Raw genomic sequence first — 18,171 nt, 5'->3', positions numbered from 1 at the left:
GCAGGCCATGCCCGACGACGCGGCGGCCGTCCCGCCGACGCCCGCGCCGCCGAGCGACACCACGAAGGCCCGGCCGCCGGCCGGAGCGAGCATCCTGCGCGAGATGCTCGAGAGCAGCTGGCTCGTCTCGCTGCTCGCGATCGTCGCGGCCCTCGTCCTCGGCGGCGTGCTCATCGCGGCGGCCGACCCGGAGGTGCAGGAGGCCGCGACCTACTTCTTCGCGCGGCCCGCGGACTTCTTCGAGGCCGTCTGGAACGCCGTGTTCGGCGCCTACAGCGCGCTCTTCCAGGGCGCCGTCATCAACTTCCAGGCACCCGACCTCCAGCGGGCCCTCCGCCCGCTGACCGAGACCATGACGGTCTCGACACCGCTCATCCTCGCGGGCCTCGGCCTCGGCATCGGGTTCCGCGCGGGCCTGTTCAACATCGGTGCGCAGGGCCAGATCATCCTGGGCGGCATCTTCGCCGGGTTCATCGGTTTCACGTTCTCCCTGCCCCCCGGCCTGCACCTGCTGCTCGCGGTCCTCGGTGCCGCGCTCGGCGGGGCGATCTGGGCGAGCATCGCGGGTGTGCTCAAGGCCCGGACGGGCGCGCACGAGGTGATCGTCACGATCATGCTCAACAACATCGCGGTCTACCTCGTGGCGTACCTGCTCACGACGCCCGCGTTCCAGCGCCCGGGCAGCAGCAACCCGATCAGCCCGCCCATCCCGAGCTCGGCCACGTTCCCGCTGCTGCTCGGCGAGGGCTTCCGCCTGCACCTCGGCTTCCTGCTCGCCCTGCTCGCGGCCGTGGGCGTGTGGTGGCTCATGGAGCGCTCGACGCTCGGCTTCCGCTTCCGCGCGGTCGGCGAGAACCCGCACGCGGCGCGTACCGCGGGTATCTCCGTGGCGTGGGTGACCGTCTGGGTCATGGCCATCGCCGGTGCGCTCGCCGGCCTCGGCGGCGCCGCGCAGGTGCTCGGCACCGAGAAGGTCCTCACGGCGGGCATCGCCGCGAGCTTCGGGTTCGACGCGATCACCGTGGCGCTCCTCGGCCGCTCCCGGCCGCTCGGCACCGTCCTCGCCGGTCTGCTCTTCGGCGCGCTCCGCGCAGGCGGCTTCGCGATGCAGGCGCGCACCGGGACGCCGATCGACATCGTGCTCGTCGTGCAGTCCCTCATCGTGCTCTTCATCGCCGCCCCGCCGCTCGTGCGGGCGATCTTCCGGCTCCCGACCCCGGGTGGCCCGACGCGCGCCGAGCGTCACGCCGCGAGACGGCGGGCCGAGGCGGCCACGACCACCACGACGACGCAGGAGGCCGGAGCATGAGCACCGCGACCACCACCCCGGCGCCGGCCTCCGCGCCCCAGCGCGCGGCCAAGCCGCTCCCGCCCATCAGCTGGAAGGCCCCCGTCGCGTACGCGGTCATCGGGCTGCTGTCACTGGTCTTCTTCGCCCTGCTCCCCGCCGGGGGGCAGCAGACGACGTTCCGCCTCTCGACCGCGAGCGACTTCTTCCAGATCGAGCCGATCACGGTCAGCTCGACGGGAGCGGCGCTGTTCCTGTCGATCCTCGCGCTCCTGCTCGCGGGGCTGTCCTTCTGGGCGGCGCGCGACCGGCGCAAGGTGGGCGTCTGGCTCCCCATCGTGTTCGGCGTCGCCGTGGTCTTCGCCTTCCTGAGCTGGGCGGGGGCGGGCAAGGCCGCGATCCCGCTCACGGGGCTGCTGCAGGGCTCGCTCTTCCTGGCGGTCCCGCTCGTGTTCGGCGCGCTCTCGGGCGTGCTGTGCGAGCGCGTCGGCATCATCAACATCGCCATCGAGGGCCAGCTCCTCGCCGGGGCGTTCCTCGCGGCGGTCGTCGCGTCGCTGACGTCGTCCGCGTACGCCGGCCTCATCGCGGCCCCGATCGCGGGTGCCCTCGTGGGCGTGCTGCTCGTGATCTTCTCGGTGAAGTACTGGGTGAACCAGATCATCGTCGGCGTCGTGCTCAACGTGCTCGTCGTGGGCGTGACGAGCTACCTGTACTCCACGGTGCTCACCGAGGACCCGGGCACGTGGAACACGCGGACCCCGCTACCCGTGATCGAGATCCCGGTGCTCTCGCAGATCCCCGTCGTGGGACCGGTGCTCTTCCGCCAGACGCTGCTCGTCTACATCATGTACGTCGTCGTGATCCTGCTCCAGGTCTTCCTCTTCCGGAGCCGGTGGGGCCTGCGCCTGCGCGCGGTCGGCGAGCACCCCAAGGCCGCCGACACCGTGGGCATCAAGGTCAACGCGACCCGCGTGCGCAACACGATCCTCGGCGGCGCGGTCGCCGGCCTCGGCGGCGCGTTCTTCACCGTCGCCGCGGGGCTCGCCTTCGGCAAGGAGATGACGGGCGGCAAGGGCTTCATCGCCCTGGCGGCCATGATCCTCGGGCGGTGGAACCCGGTCGGCGCGCTCGTCGCGGCGCTCCTGTTCGGGTTCTCCGACAACCTGCAGACCGTGCTCGGGATCGTCGGGACGCCGATCCCGAGCCAGATCATGCTCATGACGCCGTACGTCGTGACGATCTTCGCCGTCGCCGGCCTCGTCGGGCGCGTGCGCCCGCCGGCCGCCGAGGGCATCCCCTACGTGAAGTGAGGCCGCGGTGCCGATGACAGACCTGCCGAACGCGCACGACGGCGAGCCCCGCTCGGGCGGGGCCGCCGTCGGGCCGGACGTCGACTGGGACGCGCTGCGCGACGCCGCGCGCGAGATCATGACCCGCGCGTACGCGCCCTACTCGGGATTCCCGGTGGGCGCCGCCGCGCTCGTGGACGACGGCCGCGTCGTCGTCGGGTGCAACGTCGAGAACGCCGCGTACGGCGTGACGCTGTGCGCGGAGTGCTCTCTCGTCAGCTCGCTCGTCGGGACGGGCGGGGGCCGTCTCGTGGCGTTCGCGTGCGTGGACCGGCACGGCGCGACCCTCATGCCGTGCGGTCGCTGCCGACAGCTCCTGTGGGAGCACGGGGGCCCCGACCTGCTGGTCGACACCGTGCGTGGTATCAAGACGATGAGGGACGTGCTGCCCGACGCCTTCGGGCCCGAGGATCTGGAGGAGCGCTCGTGACCAGCGACGACGTGACCCCGCAGGGTGGCGGGACGCAGGACCAGGACGCGACGGCGGAGGCCCCCGTCGGGGCCGACGGCACAGACGCGGGCACAGGCACGGGCGCGGACGACGCGGGGTCGGCGCCCGAGCCCTTCGACGCGGTCGACGTGATCCGCACCAAGCGCGACGGCGCGCGGCTCGACCCCGCGCAGATCGACTGGGTGATCGACGCCTACACGCGCGGCGTCGTCGCCGAGGAGCAGATGGCCGCCCTCGCGATGGCGATCTACCTCAACGGCATGGACCGGACCGAGATCGGCCGCTGGACGCAGGCGATGATCGCCTCGGGCGAGCGGATGGACTTCTCGGGGCTCTCGCGCCCGACGGCGGACAAGCACTCGACAGGGGGCGTGGGCGACAAGATCACGCTGCCGCTCGCGCCGCTCGTCGCGGTGTACGGCGTCGCGGTGCCGCAGCTCTCCGGCCGCGGCCTGGGGCACACGGGCGGCACGCTCGACAAGCTCGAGGCCATACCGGGATGGCGCGCCGCGCTGTCCAACGAGCAGATGATGAACGCGCTCGAGCACGTGGGCGCCGTGATCTGCCAGGCGGGCTCGGGGCTCGCGCCCGCCGACCGGCTGCTCTACGCGCTGCGCGACGTCACGGGGACGGTCGAGTCGATCCCGCTCATCGCGAGCTCGATCATGAGCAAGAAGATCGCGGAGGGCACGGGCGCGCTCGTGCTCGACGTCAAGGTGGGATCCGGCGCGTTCATGAAGGAGCTCGACGCGGCGCGCGAGCTCGCGCGGACGATGGTCGACCTCGGCACCGACGCCGGCGTGCGCACCGTCGCGCTGCTCACCGACATGTCGACGCCGCTCGGGCTCACCGCGGGCAACGCGCTCGAGGTGCGCGAGTCCGTCGAGGTCATGAAGGGCGCAGGGCCGCAGGACGTCGTCGACCTCACGGTCGCGCTCGCCCTCGAGATGCTGGCCGGGGCGGGCCGCCCGCAGGACGAGGACGACGTGCGGCACGCGCTCGTGGGCGGCCGTGCGCTCGACAAGTGGCGCGAGATGATCGCGGAGCAGGGCGGCGACTCGCGGGCCCCGCTGCCGGTCGCGCGCGAGCGCGAGCACGTCGTCGCCGACCGCGACGGCGTCCTCGAACGCCTCGACGCGTACGCCGTCGGGGTCGCCGCGTGGCGGCTCGGGGCGGGGCGCGCGCGCAAGGAGGACCCGGTGCAGGCGGGTGCGGGCGTCGAGCTGTTCGCCAAGCCGGGCGACACCGTGCGCAAGGGCCAGCACCTCATGACGTTGCACACCGACACGCCGGAGCGCTTCGAGCGGGCCGTGCAGGCGCTCGAGGGGGCGTGGGCGGTCGCGGCACCGGGCACCGTCGTCGAGCGTGGTCCCGTGGTCCTGGACCGCGTCGACTGAGCGTGGCACCCGACGAGCCGGGCGCGGGCGAGCCGGCGGACACGCGTCGACCGCGCTCCGTGTACGGGGTCGGGTCCGAGCCCGACGCGCGGTTCAGCCTCGCCAACGAGCGCACCGCGCTCGCGTGGGTCCGCACGGGCCTCGGGCTGGTCGCGGGCGGCGTCGCGCTGACGTCCTTCGCGACGTTCGCCGACATGCCGGGCGTGCTCGACGTCGTCGCCGGCGTCGCGTGCCTCGTGGGCGCCGGGTTCGCGGGCTACGCGCTCGTCTCCTGGCGCCGCAACGAGCGCGCGCTGCGCCTGCGACGGCGGCTGCCCGCCCCGAGCGGGCTGCCCGTGCTCGTGGCGGGGGTCGTGGTCCTCGCGCTGCTGCTCGCGGGCTACGCCGTGGGCTCGGCGGGCGGGCCGTGAGCACGCCGCCGGGAGAGGTGCCCTCGCCGCCGGTCCGGGACGAGGGCATGCAGCCGGAGCGCACGGCGCTCGCGTGGCAGCGGACGGTGCTCGGCGTCGTCGTGGGCGCGCTCCTGCTGGCGGGCGCGGGGCTCCGCTCCGGGTCGACCGTCACGGTGTGCGCGGCGGTCGCCGTGGGGGTGCTGGCGCTCGTCCCCGCCGTCCTGCGGCCCCCGACCGGCGGGCTGCCCGGCCACGGGCGGCTGTACTCGTGGTCCTTCCTGGTGCGCGTCGCGAGCCTCGTCGTCGTGCTGGCCGTCGTGGGCGCCGTCTGGGCGCTCGGCCGCGCGCTGGGAGCGGCATGACCGTCCGGGGTGCGCTCGGCGCGCTGCGGGTCACGGACCTCGCGCGGCTCGTGCCCGCGCGCGCGGTGCCGCAGCCACCGCCCGGCGGCGTCTACCGGCCCGACGGCGGGACGGACCGTGCCCTCGCCCTCGCCCGGCGCGCGGGCCACCCCGCGGACCGGGTGCGCGCGCTCGCCGGCACGCTCGCCGCGCTCGACCCGAGGACCCGGCGCGCCGTCGTCGACCCGTTGGGCCGCGCGGCCCACGGGTGGGGTGGCCCGCGCGAACGCGGGGTCCGGCTGCTCGAGCTCGGCGGGGAGCCGGCACGCCAGACCGACGCGACCACGTGCGGCTCGGCCGTGCTCGGGCTGCTCGCCGCGGCCGGCGACCCGGTGCTCGCGCTGTGGCTCGCCACAGGCCTGCGCGCGGGGGACGACGCCGGGACGGGCGGCCGGCCCCGGTCGGGAGGGGCGGCGCGGTTCGGAGAGCTGCAGCGGGTGCTGAAGCGCCGGACCAACCGTGCCGCTCTGGGCCCCCTGCCGTGGCCCGCGTCCCTCGGGACGCCGCCGTGGGGCGCCGCGCGGGCCGCGCGCCACGCGGACGTGCGGTACGTCGAGCGCGTCGTCGCCGGAGACCGGGACGACGACCCGGTGGTCCGGGCCGCCCTCGCCGCGGCGGCACACGGCGTGCCCGTTCCGCTCTTCACCGGCGGTGACCTCGCCCTCGGCGTCGCGACCGCCGTGCCGCGCCACGTCGTGCTGCTCACCGACGCCGACGTCGGCACTGACGCCGACGCCGACGACGGCGCCAGTGCCGGCACCGCCGCGCGGGCGCGGCGCTGCCGGGTCTACGAGCCGTCGTCGGGCACCGTGCACGACCTGGACGTGGCGCACCTGCTCGACGGCGCCCGGTCGCCCGGGGCGAGGAGCGCGCTCGGGGGGTGGCCGCACGTCTGCTGGGCGCTCCTGCCCGCCGTCGGCCGGGCTGGCGAGGCCCCGCACCCGGCGGGAGGATGAAGAGAGCCGCCACGGCCGTGGCGCGCCGAGTCGTCAGGTGAGGAGTCGCGATGAGCACCGTGCCCGGGAACGACGCGTGGCGGGACGCCGGCCTGGTCGAGCAGGACGAGGAGGTCGTGAGCCTGGTCGAGGAGTCGGAGGACGACGGCCCGGGCGTCGACGACGCCGAGCACGAGAGCGACGAGTACCGCCCGCGCACCGCTCGCCCCGACCTCGAGGGCGAGGCGAACGAGGCCGACGTCGTCGAGCAGGCGTCCGCCGTGCCGGGCGAGGAGGACGACTACGCCTGACCGGTCCCGGTCGCGCGGTCGTTCGGCGCGAGCGTCGACGTACCGGCCGGTACCGTGAGCGCATGACCACCGAGAACGCACCCCTGACGGTCGACGTCATCCGCTCGCTGCCCAAGGTCGTGCTGCACGACCACCTCGACGGAGGGCTGCGCCCCGCCACGATCCTGGAGCTCGCCGCCGACGTCGGGCACCAGCTTCCCGCGGGCGACGCCGAGTCCCTCGGCGCCTGGTTCGCCGAGTCGGCCGACTCCGGCTCCCTCGTGCGCTATCTCGAGACGTTCGACCACACGATCGCCGTGATGCAGACGCGTGACGCGCTCGCGCGCGTGGCGCGCGAGGCGGTCCTCGACCTCGCACGGGACGGCGTCGTGTACGCCGAGCAGCGGTGGGCGCCCGAGCAGCACCTCCAGCGCGGGCTCACCCTCCAGGAGACGGTGGACGCCGTGCAGTCCGGCATCGAGCAGGGCGTCGCGGAGGCCGAGGCCGAGGGCCGGACCATCCGCGTCGGGCAGCTCGTCACCGCGATGCGGCACGCCGACCGGTGGCAGGAGATCGCCGAGCTCGCCGTCGCGAACCGTGCGAACGGCGTCGTCGGGTTCGACATCGCGGGCGCCGAGGACGGGTTCCCGCCCTCGCGCCACGCGGAGATCTGGCGCTACCTCGCCGACGAGAACTTCCCCGTCACCATCCACGCGGGCGAGGCCGCCGGTCCGGCGTCGATCGCGGAGGCCGTGCACCTGGGCCAGGCGAGCCGCATCGGTCACGGCGTGCGCATCGTCGAGGACATCACGTTCGACCCGGAGCACCCGCACAGCGCGGAGGGTGAGTCCGGGACGGCCGCGCTCGGCCTCCTCGCGCACTGGGTGCGCGACCACCAGATCCCGCTCGAGCTGTGCCCGTCGTCGAACGTGCAGACCGGCGCGGCGACGTCGGTCGCGGCCCACCCGATCACGCGCCTCAAGGAGCTCGACTTCGCCGTCACGCTCAACACCGACAACCGCCTCATGTCGCGCACGACGATGACCCAGGAGATGGCGCTCCTCGTCGAGCACGCCGGGTGGACGATCGACGACCTCGCCGACGTGACGATGACCGCCGCGTGGAGCGCGTTCGTCCACCACGACGAGCGGCGCGCGCTCGTCGACGACGTGATCCTGCCGGGCTACCAGGAGGTCCAGGGCGCCCAGCTCTGACCCTTCCCGGGGCCGAGAGCGACGTTGGTGCGGTGATCGACGCGATCACGGCACCAACGTCGTTCTCGGCGGGGGGTCAGGCGCCCTTGGGGTGCCAGACCGTCTTGGTCTCGGTGAACGCGAGGATGCGCTGGGGGCGCGGGGCCTCGGTCCAGTCGGGCTCGGCGTCGTCGCCGCGGCGGCCGACGGCGGGGCGCAGGACGCGCTTGACGGAGTCGGCCGCGGCGGCCTCGAGCTCGCCCCACGTGACGCCCTCGGCGCCGACGGCGCCGGCGAGGTCGATCGCGTTGACGTCGAGGTGCGACGCGAGCGGGGGAGCGAGCTCCCTGGTGAAGCCGGTGAGGACGTTGACCACGCCGCCCGGGACGTCCGAGGTCGCGAGCACCTCGGACAGCGTGACGGCCGGGATCGGGCGCTGCTCGCTCGCGACGACGATCACCGCGTTGCCCGTGACGAGCGGCGGGACGATCGTCGAGACGAGGCCGAGCAGCGACGAGCGCTGCGGGGCGACGACGACGACCACGCCGGTCGGCTCGGGGGCGGACAGGTTGAAGTACGGGCCGGCGACCGGGTTGGCGGAGCCGGCGACCTGCGCGACCTTGTCCGTCCAGCCCGCGTACCAGACCCAGCGGTCGATGGCCTCGGAGACGGCGACCTCGGCCTGACGCGCCGTGAGGCCCTCGCCCGCGACGACCTCGGCGACGAACTGCTCGCGGCGCCCCTCCAGCATCTCCGCGACGCGGTAGAGCACCTGGCCGCGGTTGTACGCCGTCGCGCCCGCCCACTTCGCCTGCGCCGCGCGGGCGGCGACGACGGCCTCGCGCGCGTCCTTGCGGGAGCCCTGCGCGACGTTCGCGAGGAACCGCCCCTTGGCGTCCGTCACCTCGTACGTGCGGCCCGACTCGCTGCGGGGGAACTTCCCGCCGACGTAGAGCTTGTACGTCTTGCGCACGCCCAGGCGCTCGGGTGCGGGAGCGGTGCGGGCTGAGCCGGTCGGCGCCTTGCTCGTGCGGGCCATCAGTAGGTGCTCCCCTCGATCAGGTAGGGCGCCAGGCCGTGCCGGCCGCCCTCACGTCCGTAGCCCGACTCCTTGTAGCCGCCGAACGGGCTCGTCGGGTCGAACCGGTTGAAGGTGTTGGACCACACGACGCCCGCGCGGAGCTGGTCGGCCATCCAGAGGATGCGCGACCCCTTCTCGGTCCAGATCCCTGCCGAGAGGCCGTACGGGGTGTTGTTCGCCTTGGCGACCGCCTCGGCGGGGGTGCGGAACGTCAGGACGCTCAGCACCGGGCCGAAGATCTCCTCGCGCGCGATGCGGTGCGCGGCGGAGACGCCCGTGAACAGGGTCGGGGCGAACCAGTACCCCGACGACGGCAGCTCGCAGTCCGGGCTCCAGCGCGTCGCGCCCTCGGCCGTGCCCGCGTCGGTGAGCTCGGTGATGCGCGCGAGCTGCTGCGGCGAGTTGATCGCGCCGACGTCGGTGTTCTTGTCCATCGGGTCGCCGACGCGCAGCGTGCCGAGTCGGGCCTTGAGCCGGTCCACGAGCTCCTCGGCGATCGACTCCTGCACGAGCAGGCGCGACCCGGCGCAGCACACCTGGCCCTGGTTGAAGAAGATGCCGTTGACGATGCCCTCGATCGCCTGGTCGATCGGCGCGTCGTCGAACACGATGTTCGCGGCCTTGCCGCCGAGCTCGAGCGTCGCGTGCTTGCGCGTGCCCGCGATCTCCTGGGCGATGCGCTTGCCGACCGGGGTCGAGCCCGTGAACGCGATCTTGTCGACGTCCGGGTGGTTGACCAGTGCCGAGCCGGTGGCGCGCGCGCCGGTGACGATGTTGACGACGCCGGCCGGCAGCTCGGCCTGGCGCAGCAGGTCCGCGAACAGGAGCGCGGTGAGCGGCGTGGTCTCGGCGGGCTTGAGCACGACCGTGTTGCCCGTCGCGAGCGCGGGGGCGATCTTCCACGCGAGCATGAGCAGCGGGAAGTTCCACGGGATCACCTGCGCGGCGACGCCGTGCGGGCGCGGGTCGGGGCCGTAGCCCGCGTGCTCGAGCTTGTCGGCCCAGCCCGCGTAGTAGAAGAAGTGCGCGGCCGCCGTCGGGACGTCGACGTCGCGCGACTCGCGGATCGGCTTGCCGTTGTCGAGCGTCTCGAGGACCGCGAACTCGCGCGAGCGCTCGGCGAGCAGGCGCGCGATGCGGAACAGGTACTTGGCGCGCTCGCGGCCCGGCATGGGGCCCCACACCTTCTCCTGCGCGCGGCGCGCCGCGCGGACGGCGCGGTCGACGTCCTCCTCGGTCGCCTCGGCGACCTCGGCGAGGACCTCCTCCGTGGCGGGGTTGACGGTCTTGAACGAGCCCGAGTCCGACGCGGGCGTGAACTCGCCGTCGATGAACAGGCCGTACGACGACGCGATGTCGACGACGGCGCGCGACTCGGGGGCCGGCGCGTACTCGAACGGCGAGCCGGCCGTGCTTGCTGTGGTGGTCATGGTGTCCTTCAGTCCGGCTCAGTCGACGGTCACGTAGTCGGGGCCCCAGTAGGCACCCGTGGCGAGCTTGTTGCGCTGCATGAGCACGTCGTTGAGCAGCGACGAGGCCCCGAACCGGAACCAGTCCGGGTCGAGCCAGTCGCCGCCCGCGGTCTCGTTGACCGCGACGAGGTACTTGATGGCGTCCTTCGACGTGCGGATGCCGCCCGCGGGCTTGACCCCGACCGGGACGCCTGTGAGCGCCCGGAAGTCGCGCACGGCCTCGAGCATGACGATCGTCACCGGGAGCGTCGCCGCGGGGGAGATCTTGCCGGTGCTCGTCTTGATGAAGTCGGCCCCCGCGAGCATCGCGAGCCACGACGCGCGGCGCACGTTGTCGTACGTGGCGAGCTCGCCGGTCTCGAGGATGACCTTGAGGTGCGCGTGGTGCCCGTTCGCCCGGCACTCCTCGCGCACGGCGACGATGTCCTCGTAGACCTGGGAGTAGCGCCCCGAGAGGAACGCGCCGCGGTCGATGACCATGTCGATCTCGTCCGCGCCCGCCTCGACGGCGTCGCGCGTGTCCGCGAGGCGCACCGCGCGGCTCGCGCGGCCCGACGGGAACGCGGTCGAGACGGCGGCGACCTTGACGCCCGTCCCGGCGAGCGCCTCGACCGCGACGGGGACGAGGTCGTTGTACACGCACACGGCGGCGGCGGACGGGCACGTCGGGTCGGCCGGCTCGGGGCGCACGGCCTTCGCGGCGAGCGCGCGCACCTTGCCGGGCGTGTCCGCACCCTCGAGCGTCGTGAGGTCGACCATGCGGATGATCGTGTCGAGCGCCCAGGCCTTGGACGTCGTCTTGATCGAGCGGGTGCCGAGGGCGGCCGCGCGGCCGTCGGCGCCCACCTTGTCGACGCCCGGCAGCCCGTGCAGGTAGCGGCGCCAGGCGGTGTCGTCGAGGAGGGCGGAACCCGTCACGGAGCGCGCGAGATCGGCGATCTCGGCAGCGGACCGGTCGGCCGAACCCGGGGTCGCCGGCGCCGTTCCGGTGCCCGCCCGGCCGGTCTCGGCGACCGACGTCGGTGTCGTTGTGCTCATCGCACCAGGTTACCCGTCGGTACGCCTCGTGGTGGGTCCGGCAGGTTCGTCGCGGTCGGTCGCCGTGGGGCGGGTTTCGGCCTGTGGACGACGGCGCTTGCGGTGTCGCGGGCGCCGCTAGGTTGGTCCGCAGGGGGCTCGGCGCGAGGCCGAGCGACGAGGAGCAGGGGGTGCTCGTGTCGGTGCCGTGGTCGATGGATCCCGCAGGCGTGCGTCATGTCGCGTCGACGGTGGAAGGCCTGCCCGGGCTGGTCATGGCGCCGGGCTGGCGGGCGGCCGGGTCGGGGGAGCGGGTGGTCGACGCCACCGAGTCCGTGCGGCAGTGGCTGGTCGCGGAGCTCGCGCTGCTGCGGGCTGATTGTGAGGACGCTGGGGCGGTGGCGCGGTTCGCCGGGTCCGAGGGTGAGCGTGCGGACGGTGCGGCGGTGTCCGGGTTCGCGGCGCGTCGGGTCTGAGGGTGGCGTCGGTGTGGTCGTGGGTGCCGGGGGATCCGGGTGAGGGTGACGTGTCGGGGCTGCGGTCGATGGTGGCCGGGCTGGCTGCGGCGGGTACGGGCGCGGTGGGGGTGCAGGCGGGCGCGTTCGACGTGTCGGGGGTGATGGAGCGGTTCTGGTCGGGGGAGTCGTTCCGGGCGTGGTTGGACGGGCCGTTGTGGTCGGTGTCGGTGCGGGCGTCCGGCGTCGTGGAGGGGTGTGAGGCGGCGCGGGTCGCGGTGTCGCGGTACGTCGGGGTGCTGGAGGAGATCGGGCCGCAGTACGTGGGGTACCGCGACCGGTTGAGGGTCTTGTCCGCGCGGGCGGCCGGGTACGGGCTGGCGTGCCACCGGGACGGTGCGGGGCACGTGCGGTGCACGGTGGTCGGTCTGGCGGGTCCTGGGACGGTGACGGCGCGCGAGGTCGAGGAGCTGGAGTCGGACGCGACGTGGGCGGTGTGCCGGATCGACGAGCTCGTTGCGGAGCGTGAGGCTGCGGACCGCAGGTTGGTCGACGAGCTGGCGGCGGCGGTGCCGGCGGGTTGGGCGGAGCGTCGGGCGGCGTACGCGGCGATCGGGGTGCTGGGGTCGGACGACCTGGGGGCGGGGGCCGTGGGTGCGGGTCTGGCCGCGTACCTGGGCGGTGAGGCGTGGGCGGACGGCCGGTTGGACGCGGCAGAGGTCGAGCACGTCCTGACGGTGCTGGGGGCGCACGGTGGTGACGAGGCTCTGCTGAAGGCGTGGGTGCGTGAGCTCGGGCCGGGGCTGTCGATGCGGGTGCTGGAGGCTGCCGGGACGGGTGTCGCGGACCGGACGCTGGACCCGGTCCAGGGCGCCGCGGTGGCCGGGTGGTTGCGGCTGGGTGTGTCGGTGGCGTCGCGGGACTGGACGACGCTCCGGTCGGGCGAGTTCGCGCAGGGTCTGGTCGAGGCGGCGCGCGTGGGCGGGGACTGGTCGGTGCTCGGGTACCTGTTCGACGACCCGGTGAGCACGCCGATGGGTCGGGGCCTGACGGTCGCGATGGCGGGGATGGTCGACGAGCTCGAACGGACGGGCCCGTGGGCCGGGGGACGGCTCGCCGACGCGGGGCTCGTCGCGGCGGGGGTGGAGCTGACCAAGGTCGCGCTCGGGGCGAGCGTGGACGCAGGCCGGGTGCGCGAGCCTGCGGGTGCCGTGCTGCAGACCCTGGGCCTGTACCCGCAGGACGCAGCGGACTGGCTCACCGACACCACGCCGGATCCTGTGCGCGACGGCTGGGACACCGGGCAGGCACGGGTGGACTACTGGTTCCAGCAGCGGGACTGGTCCCAGGGCGACGGGTTTGCCGGGGTCGCGGGCCTCTGGGCCGGTGCGCAGCACGTCCCGGGCGGGCCGAGCGACACCGACGTGGTCGACGAGCGGGCGTGGCAGCAGGTCGCGACCCTGAACACCTGGGTGTTCGACAGCCTCGCGGACAATCCGTCGCTGCGGCCGCAGCACGTGAGCGCGACGGCCGGGATCCTGCTCACCGAGGCGGTGGGCACGCAGCTCCCCTACCTCGTGGAGTACCCGCTCGACCGCTCGACCGCGGGCTTGCCCGCGGACTCAACCGGTACAGACTCTAAGCAGAAGCCCTTCATCTTTGGGTCTCTTCCCGGCGGGCCGAAGCAGCCGATCGGTGACGTGCAGGCAGGGGATCTGGGGAGGGTCGTGGCGATGGCGACGTTCCACCCGCAGGGCGCGGAGCGGTTCGAGCGGTACGTGGCCGCGTATCAGGGATGGGTCGTGGACCGGGCCGTCACGACCCCGGGCGTGGCGGGGTACGACGCGCTGGAGCGTGTGGTGCTGTGCCAGGCGTTGCTGGACGCCGGGCCGGCCGCATCGGGGCTGGTGGCGGCCGGGGACGAGGACGACGCACGGCGCAAGGCCGTCGCCGACGTCACCGCCGTCCTCGGTGCGATCCCGATCGGGGGTGGCCCGCTCAGGTCGTACCTGTACGGCAGCGGGCTCGGCACGATGGGTGACCAGATCGCACGGTCGTGGGCGGACGAGTACCAGGGCGCGGTCCAGGAGCTGCCCGCGACGCGTGAGGCCCGTGCTGAGGTGCTTCGCGCGGCGTTGTACGACCTCGGGGACCTGATGCGCGAGGCCGGGGCCTACCACCCTCGCGACTTCCCCGAGCAGGCCGACGACGTGGACGACCTGGTCGGCGACTGGGGCCAGACCTTCGATGCCGTCACCGGCCAGACCGTCCTGAGCAGCGAACGATGAGGACGAGGAGCACCCGCGTGAACCGACGCCCCCGAACGACCCCACGCCCCTGGACCGGTGCTGCGCTCGTCCTCACGCTCGCCGCGACCGGGGCGGGGTGTGCGAGCGAGCCGGAGCCGTTGGTGGTGCCGGAGGTGCGGTGGCCGCAGGGTGAGCCGTCGGGTGAGCTGGAGTCGGACCCGTGGGTGCAGGCGGTGCGGGAGTACGAGGCCCTGCTCGCGGCCGCGTGGAATGCGCATGACTGGTCGGACTCGGCCTTGCTTGAGGTGATGAGCGGCGGCATCGCGCACTTGACTGCGTCGGGGCAGCGGGATGCCTTCGATCAGGGCCGGTATTTCACGCTGGTGGGTCCGTTGCCGTTCGAGCCATTGTCGGTGGAGGAGACGGGGCCGGACAAGGCGGAGGTGGTGGTGTGTGCGTATGCGACGTGGAGCCTGGCTCCGGGTCAGGTGGCGCCGGCGTCGCCCGTCGCGTTCGAGCAGGGCTACTACCTGGAGCGGGACGAGTCGGGGCAGATTCGGGTGATGACGCCGTACGGGACCGAGACTGAGTGTGATGTCGACTCGATCTCGCCGGGCTTGTTCGATCCGGCGCCCGAGCCGCTGGACGGGTTGGACGGTGACGATGTGCGTGAGGCGGAGCCGAAGCGTCCATGAGTCCGTCGTCGCTGGTCGGTGTTCGCTCGATGGTTCCTCGCGTGGTGGGTGCTGTCGCTGTCGTGGCCCTCATGCTGACGGGGGCGGGGTGTGCGAGCGAGTCGGAGCCGTTGGTGGTGCCGGAGGTGCGGTGGCCGCAGGGTGAGCCGTCGGGTGAGCTGGAGTCGGACCCGTGGGTGCAGGCGTTGCGGGAGTACGAGGCCCTGTTCGCGGCGGCGTGGAACGCGCACGACTGGTCGGACCCGGCGTTGCTGGCTGTCATGAGCGGCGACATCGTGCACCGGACCGCGTCGGGGCAGCGGGACGCTCTCGATCAGGGCCGGTACTTCACGCTGGTGGGTCCGAGGCCGTTCGAGCCGTTGTCGGTGGAGGAGACGGGGCCGGACAAGGCGGAGGTGGTGGTGTGCGCGTATGCGACGTGGAGCCTGGCCTCGGGTCAGGTGGCGCCGGCGTCGCCGGTCGCGTTCGAGCGCGGGTACTACCTGGAGCGGGACGAGTCGGGGCAGGTTCGGGTGATGACGACGTACGGGACCGAGACTGAGTGTGATGTCGACTCGATCAAGCCGGGGTTCTTCGATCCGGCGCCTGAGCCGCTGGACGGCTTGGACGGGGACGACGTTCGTGAGGCGGAGCCGGAGCGTCGATGAGGTGCAGGGCATGGACACGAGCGCACTCCTCGACCTGTCCCTCCGCTGCATGCAGAGGGCGCTCGAGCTTCCCGACCGCTGAGACTCAGAGTCCCAGGGCCCGCTGCATGTCGGCCTTGACGCGGTCGAGGCGGTCGCGCGCGGCGGCGCGGGCCGCCGTGAGGTCGGCGTGCGAGGCGTCGGGGGCGACGGGCAGCACGACCTCGAGGTAGCACTTCACCTTGGGCTCGGTGCCGCTCGGGCGGACGATGACGCGCGTGCCGTCGGCGGTGAGGATCCGCACGCCGTCGGTGGGCGGCAGGCCGTCGAGGCCTGCGGACAGGTCGGCGACGTCCGAGACGCCGGCACCCGCGAGCGTGCGCGGGGGAGCGGCCCGCAGGTGCGTCATCGTCTCGCCGATGCGGTCGAGGTCGGTGAACCGCGCGGAGAGCTGGTCGCTCACGTGGAGGCCGTGCCGGCGCGCCAGGTCGTCGAGCGCGTCGACGAGCGTGCGGCCCTCCGCCTTGAGTCGGTTGGCGAGCTGCGCGACGAGCAGCGCGGCGCTGATCCCGTCCTTGTCCCGGACGTGCGCGGGGTCGACGCAGTAGCCGAGCGCCTCCTCGTACCCGAACACGAGCCCGTCGACGCGCGAGATCCACTTGAAGCCCGTGAGCGTCGTCGCGAAGCCGAGCCCGTGCGCGGCCGCGATCTTCCCGAGCAGCCGCGAGGACACGACCGAGCACGCGAGCACGCCTCCCCGGGTGCCCGACGCCGCGCCGGACGCCGCGATGCGCCGCGCGACGTCGTCGCCGAGCAGCGCGCCCACCTCGTCGCCGTGCAGCATGCGCCACCCGTTGGAGCGCGCGGTCTCCGCGCCCTGGTAGGTGCCGACGCGCGCGTCGAACACCGCGACCGCGCACCGGTCGGCGTCGGGGTCGTTGGCGAGCACGACGTCGGCGCTCGCGTCCTGCGCGACGGCGAGCGCGAGGTCCATCGCGCCCGGCTCCTCCGGGTTGGGGAACGCGACCGACGGGAAGTCGGGGTTCGGGTCGAGCTGCTCCTCGACCGGCACGACGGTCGTGAAGCCCGCGTCGCGCAGCACGTGCGCGACCGTCTCGCCGCCCACGCCGTGCAGCGCGGTGGTGACGACCCTGAGGCGGCGGGGGGCGCCGTCGGACAGCGCGAGGACCGAGCGGACGTACGCGCCGACGACCTCCCGGTCGAGGACGGTCCAGCCCCCGCTCGCGCGCGGGACCGTCCGCGCCGGTCCGACGGCCGCGATCGCGGCGGCGATGCGGGCGTCGAACGGCGGGACGATCTGGGCGCCCTGCCCGGAGTCGGCGACGACCCGTCCGCCGAGGTAGACCTTGTACCCGTTGTCGGCCGGCGGGTTGTGGCTCGCGGTCACCATGACGCCCGCGTCCGCGCCGAGGTGGCGCACCGCGAACGCGAGGACCGGCGTCGGCAGGGCCGAGGGCAGGACGAGGACGTCCAGCCCGGCCGCCGTGAGCACGGCCGCGCTGTCGACCGCGAACGTCCGCGAACGGTGCCGCGCGTCGAACCCGACGACGACGCGCGGGCGGGCCGCGCCGCCGGCGCCCGCAGGCCCGAGCGCGTCGAGCAGGTACGCCCCGAGCCCCGCCGCCGCGCGGATCACGACCGCGCGGTTCATGCGGTGCGGACCGGCGGCCATGCGCCCGCGGAGCCCGGCGGTCCCGAACTCGAGCGGGCCGGAGAACCGGTCCTGCAGCTCGGTGAGGGCCGCGACGCGCACGTCGTGCTTGCGTGGGTCGGGCGAGTCGGCCAGGTCGAGCAGGTGCCGCAGCTCGTCCTGGTCGCCCGCGTCGACGTCGTCGTCGATCCACGCGGCGACGCGCTCGAGGAACGCGCCGCGGTCGGTCCCCGGGTCGAACGTCGGGTCGTCGGCGGGGTCGGTCCGGTACCCCGCGGTGCGGTCCGTCATGTCACACCAGCTTCGCGATGTCGGCCAGGAGGGCGCTGATCCGGGGTCCCGCGGCCTGGCCGGCCTCGATGACCTCGGCGTGGGAGAGCGGCGTCGGGCTGATCCCGGCGGCGAGGTTCGTCACGAGCGAGACGCCGAGCACCTCCAGGCCGCAGTGGCGGGCCGCGATGGCCTCGAGCGTCGTGGACATGCCGACCAGGTCGGCGCCGAGGATCCCGGCCATCCGCACCTCGGCCGGGGTCTCGTAGTGCGGCCCCGGGAACTGCGCGTACACGCCCTCCGGGAGCGTGGGGTCGACACGGTGCGCGAGCTCGCGCAGGCGCGGCGAGTAGACGTCGGTGAGGTCGACGAACGTCGGGCCCTCGAGCGGGCTGCGGGCCGTGAGGTTGATGTGGTCGGAGAGCAGCACGGGCGTGCCCGCTCCCCAGTCCTGGTTGAGGCCGCCGCACCCGTTCGTGAGGATCAGCGTCTCGGCGCCCGTCGCCGCGGCCGTGCGCACGCCGTGCACGACGGCGCGCACGCCCTTGCCCTCGTACAGGTGCGTGCGCGAGCCGAGCACCAGGGCGTGCCGGACGGAGCCGTCGGCCCGCTCGACCCGGATCGACCGCGTCACCGAGAGGTGGCCCGCGACCGCGGGGGCGGAGAATCCGGGGATCTCGTGCGTCGGGACCTCCGCGACGACGTCGCCCAGGAGCTCCGCGGCACCGCCCCACCCCGAGCCCAGCACGAGCGCCATGTCGTGGCCCTCGACCCCCGTGGCCTGCGCGATGTGGTCGGCGGCGGCCCGCGCCACGAGGAACGGGTCGGTGGCGGGGTCGTCGAGCGGGGGTGTGCTCGCAGGCGTCGTCGTCATGGACGCAAGGCTAGTCCGTCCCCGGGCGCCCGACCCGACGAGCGGCGAGGCCCGCCGCACG

At 74.1% G+C, this 18,171-nt stretch carries 18 protein-coding genes; 13 read left to right on the top strand and 5 right to left on the bottom strand.

Annotation, left to right across the window (positions count from 1 at the left end; all coding sequences use genetic code 11):
* The first annotated feature begins 7 nt into the window (after nt 1–7).
* The 9 genes from ACZ402_RS08585 to ACZ402_RS08545 all read left to right on the top strand — a co-directional run bounded on the left by ACZ402_RS08585 (nt 8) and on the right by ACZ402_RS08545 (nt 7,720).
* Nucleotides 8–1,309, top strand: coding sequence for an ABC transporter permease (locus tag ACZ402_RS08585; protein ID WP_375823169.1), 1,302 nt, complete (start codon nt 8–10; stop codon nt 1,307–1,309).
* On the top strand, nt 1,306–2,601 hold the full coding sequence (locus tag ACZ402_RS08580) for an ABC transporter permease (RefSeq protein ID WP_375822952.1): 1,296 nt from the start codon (nt 1,306–1,308) through the stop codon (nt 2,599–2,601). The genes ACZ402_RS08585 and ACZ402_RS08580 overlap by 4 nt, the downstream gene beginning before the upstream one ends.
* A 13-nt stretch (nt 2,602–2,614) precedes the next feature.
* Nucleotides 2,615–3,070 carry a cytidine deaminase gene (locus tag ACZ402_RS08575; protein ID WP_375822951.1) on the top strand — a complete coding sequence of 152 codons (456 nt, stop codon included), beginning with the start codon at nt 2,615–2,617 and terminating at the stop codon, nt 3,068–3,070.
* Nucleotides 3,071–3,219: 149 nt separating this feature from the next.
* Nucleotides 3,220–4,488, top strand: a complete 1,269-nt coding sequence (locus tag ACZ402_RS08570) for a thymidine phosphorylase (RefSeq protein ID WP_375823168.1) — start codon at nt 3,220–3,222, stop codon at nt 4,486–4,488.
* Between the two features lie 2 nt (nt 4,489–4,490).
* Nucleotides 4,491–4,898, top strand: coding sequence for a YidH family protein (locus ACZ402_RS08565; RefSeq protein WP_375822950.1), 408 nt, complete (start codon nt 4,491–4,493; stop codon nt 4,896–4,898).
* A complete protein-coding gene (locus tag ACZ402_RS08560; protein ID WP_375822949.1) occupies nt 4,895–5,242 on the top strand; it encodes a DUF202 domain-containing protein in 348 nt (115 codons plus the stop codon). Before ACZ402_RS08565 ends, ACZ402_RS08560 begins: the two co-directional genes overlap by 4 nt.
* Complete coding sequence (locus tag ACZ402_RS08555) at nt 5,239–6,237, top strand: hypothetical protein (RefSeq protein WP_375822948.1); 999 nt, start codon at nt 5,239–5,241, stop codon at nt 6,235–6,237. Before ACZ402_RS08560 ends, ACZ402_RS08555 begins: the two co-directional genes overlap by 4 nt.
* A 50-nt stretch (nt 6,238–6,287) precedes the next feature.
* Nucleotides 6,288–6,527 (top strand): hypothetical protein, encoded by a 240-nt coding sequence (locus ACZ402_RS08550; protein ID WP_253051096.1) that lies wholly within the window; start codon nt 6,288–6,290, stop codon nt 6,525–6,527.
* A 62-nt stretch (nt 6,528–6,589) separates the two neighbouring features.
* Nucleotides 6,590–7,720, top strand: a complete 1,131-nt coding sequence (locus tag ACZ402_RS08545) for an adenosine deaminase (RefSeq protein ID WP_375822947.1) — start codon at nt 6,590–6,592, stop codon at nt 7,718–7,720.
* Between the two features lie 76 nt (nt 7,721–7,796).
* On the opposite strand, the gene ACZ402_RS08540 is transcribed toward ACZ402_RS08545, so the two are convergent.
* From ACZ402_RS08540 to deoC, 3 genes are read right to left on the bottom strand one after another with little or no spacing between them, the layout of a single operon-like run.
* Nucleotides 7,797–8,738, bottom strand: a complete 942-nt coding sequence (locus ACZ402_RS08540; RefSeq protein ID WP_375822946.1) for an aldehyde dehydrogenase family protein — start codon at nt 8,736–8,738, stop codon at nt 7,797–7,799.
* Entirely contained in the window at nt 8,738–10,210 is a 1,473-nt protein-coding gene (locus tag ACZ402_RS08535; RefSeq protein WP_253051099.1) for an aldehyde dehydrogenase family protein, read from the bottom strand. The genes ACZ402_RS08540 and ACZ402_RS08535 overlap by 1 nt, the downstream gene beginning before the upstream one ends.
* 18 nt (nt 10,211–10,228) lie before the next feature.
* Nucleotides 10,229–11,290: a deoxyribose-phosphate aldolase gene (gene deoC / locus ACZ402_RS08530; RefSeq protein WP_375822945.1), complete on the bottom strand. Its 1,062-nt coding sequence runs from the start codon at nt 11,288–11,290 to the stop codon at nt 10,229–10,231.
* 170 nt (nt 11,291–11,460) lie between these two features.
* Here deoC and ACZ402_RS08525 point away from each other — a divergent pair, with 170 nt between their 5' ends.
* From ACZ402_RS08525 to ACZ402_RS08510, 4 genes are all read left to right on the top strand, one after another.
* Nucleotides 11,461–11,745 carry a hypothetical protein gene (locus ACZ402_RS08525; protein ID WP_375822944.1) on the top strand — a complete coding sequence of 95 codons (285 nt, stop codon included), beginning with the start codon at nt 11,461–11,463 and terminating at the stop codon, nt 11,743–11,745.
* Between the two features lie 50 nt (nt 11,746–11,795).
* The gene (locus ACZ402_RS08520) at nt 11,796–14,012 is read left to right on the top strand and encodes a hypothetical protein (protein ID WP_375822943.1); all 2,217 of its coding nucleotides are present in this window, start codon (nt 11,796–11,798) and stop codon (nt 14,010–14,012) included.
* Nucleotides 14,013–14,029: 17 nt separating this feature from the next.
* On the top strand, nt 14,030–14,668 hold the full coding sequence (locus tag ACZ402_RS08515; protein WP_375822942.1) for a hypothetical protein: 639 nt from the start codon (nt 14,030–14,032) through the stop codon (nt 14,666–14,668).
* Nucleotides 14,669–14,730: 62 nt separating this feature from the next.
* The gene (locus ACZ402_RS08510) at nt 14,731–15,315 is read left to right on the top strand and encodes a hypothetical protein (protein WP_375822941.1); all 585 of its coding nucleotides are present in this window, start codon (nt 14,731–14,733) and stop codon (nt 15,313–15,315) included.
* 85 nt (nt 15,316–15,400) lie between these two features.
* On the opposite strand, the gene ACZ402_RS08505 is transcribed toward ACZ402_RS08510, so the two are convergent.
* Both ACZ402_RS08505 and ACZ402_RS08500 read right to left on the bottom strand, forming a co-directional pair.
* Entirely contained in the window at nt 15,401–17,257 is a 1,857-nt protein-coding gene (locus ACZ402_RS08505) for a phospho-sugar mutase (RefSeq protein WP_375822940.1), read from the bottom strand.
* A 1-nt stretch (nt 17,258) separates the two neighbouring features.
* Nucleotides 17,259–18,110 carry a purine-nucleoside phosphorylase gene (locus ACZ402_RS08500; RefSeq protein WP_375822939.1) on the bottom strand — a complete coding sequence of 284 codons (852 nt, stop codon included), beginning with the start codon at nt 18,108–18,110 and terminating at the stop codon, nt 17,259–17,261.
* Between the last annotated feature and the right edge of the window lie 61 nt (nt 18,111–18,171).

The sequence above is a fragment of the Cellulosimicrobium sp. NPDC030954 genome (assembly GCF_055571305.1).
This window is presented reverse-complemented; position numbering and strand designations above follow the sequence as displayed.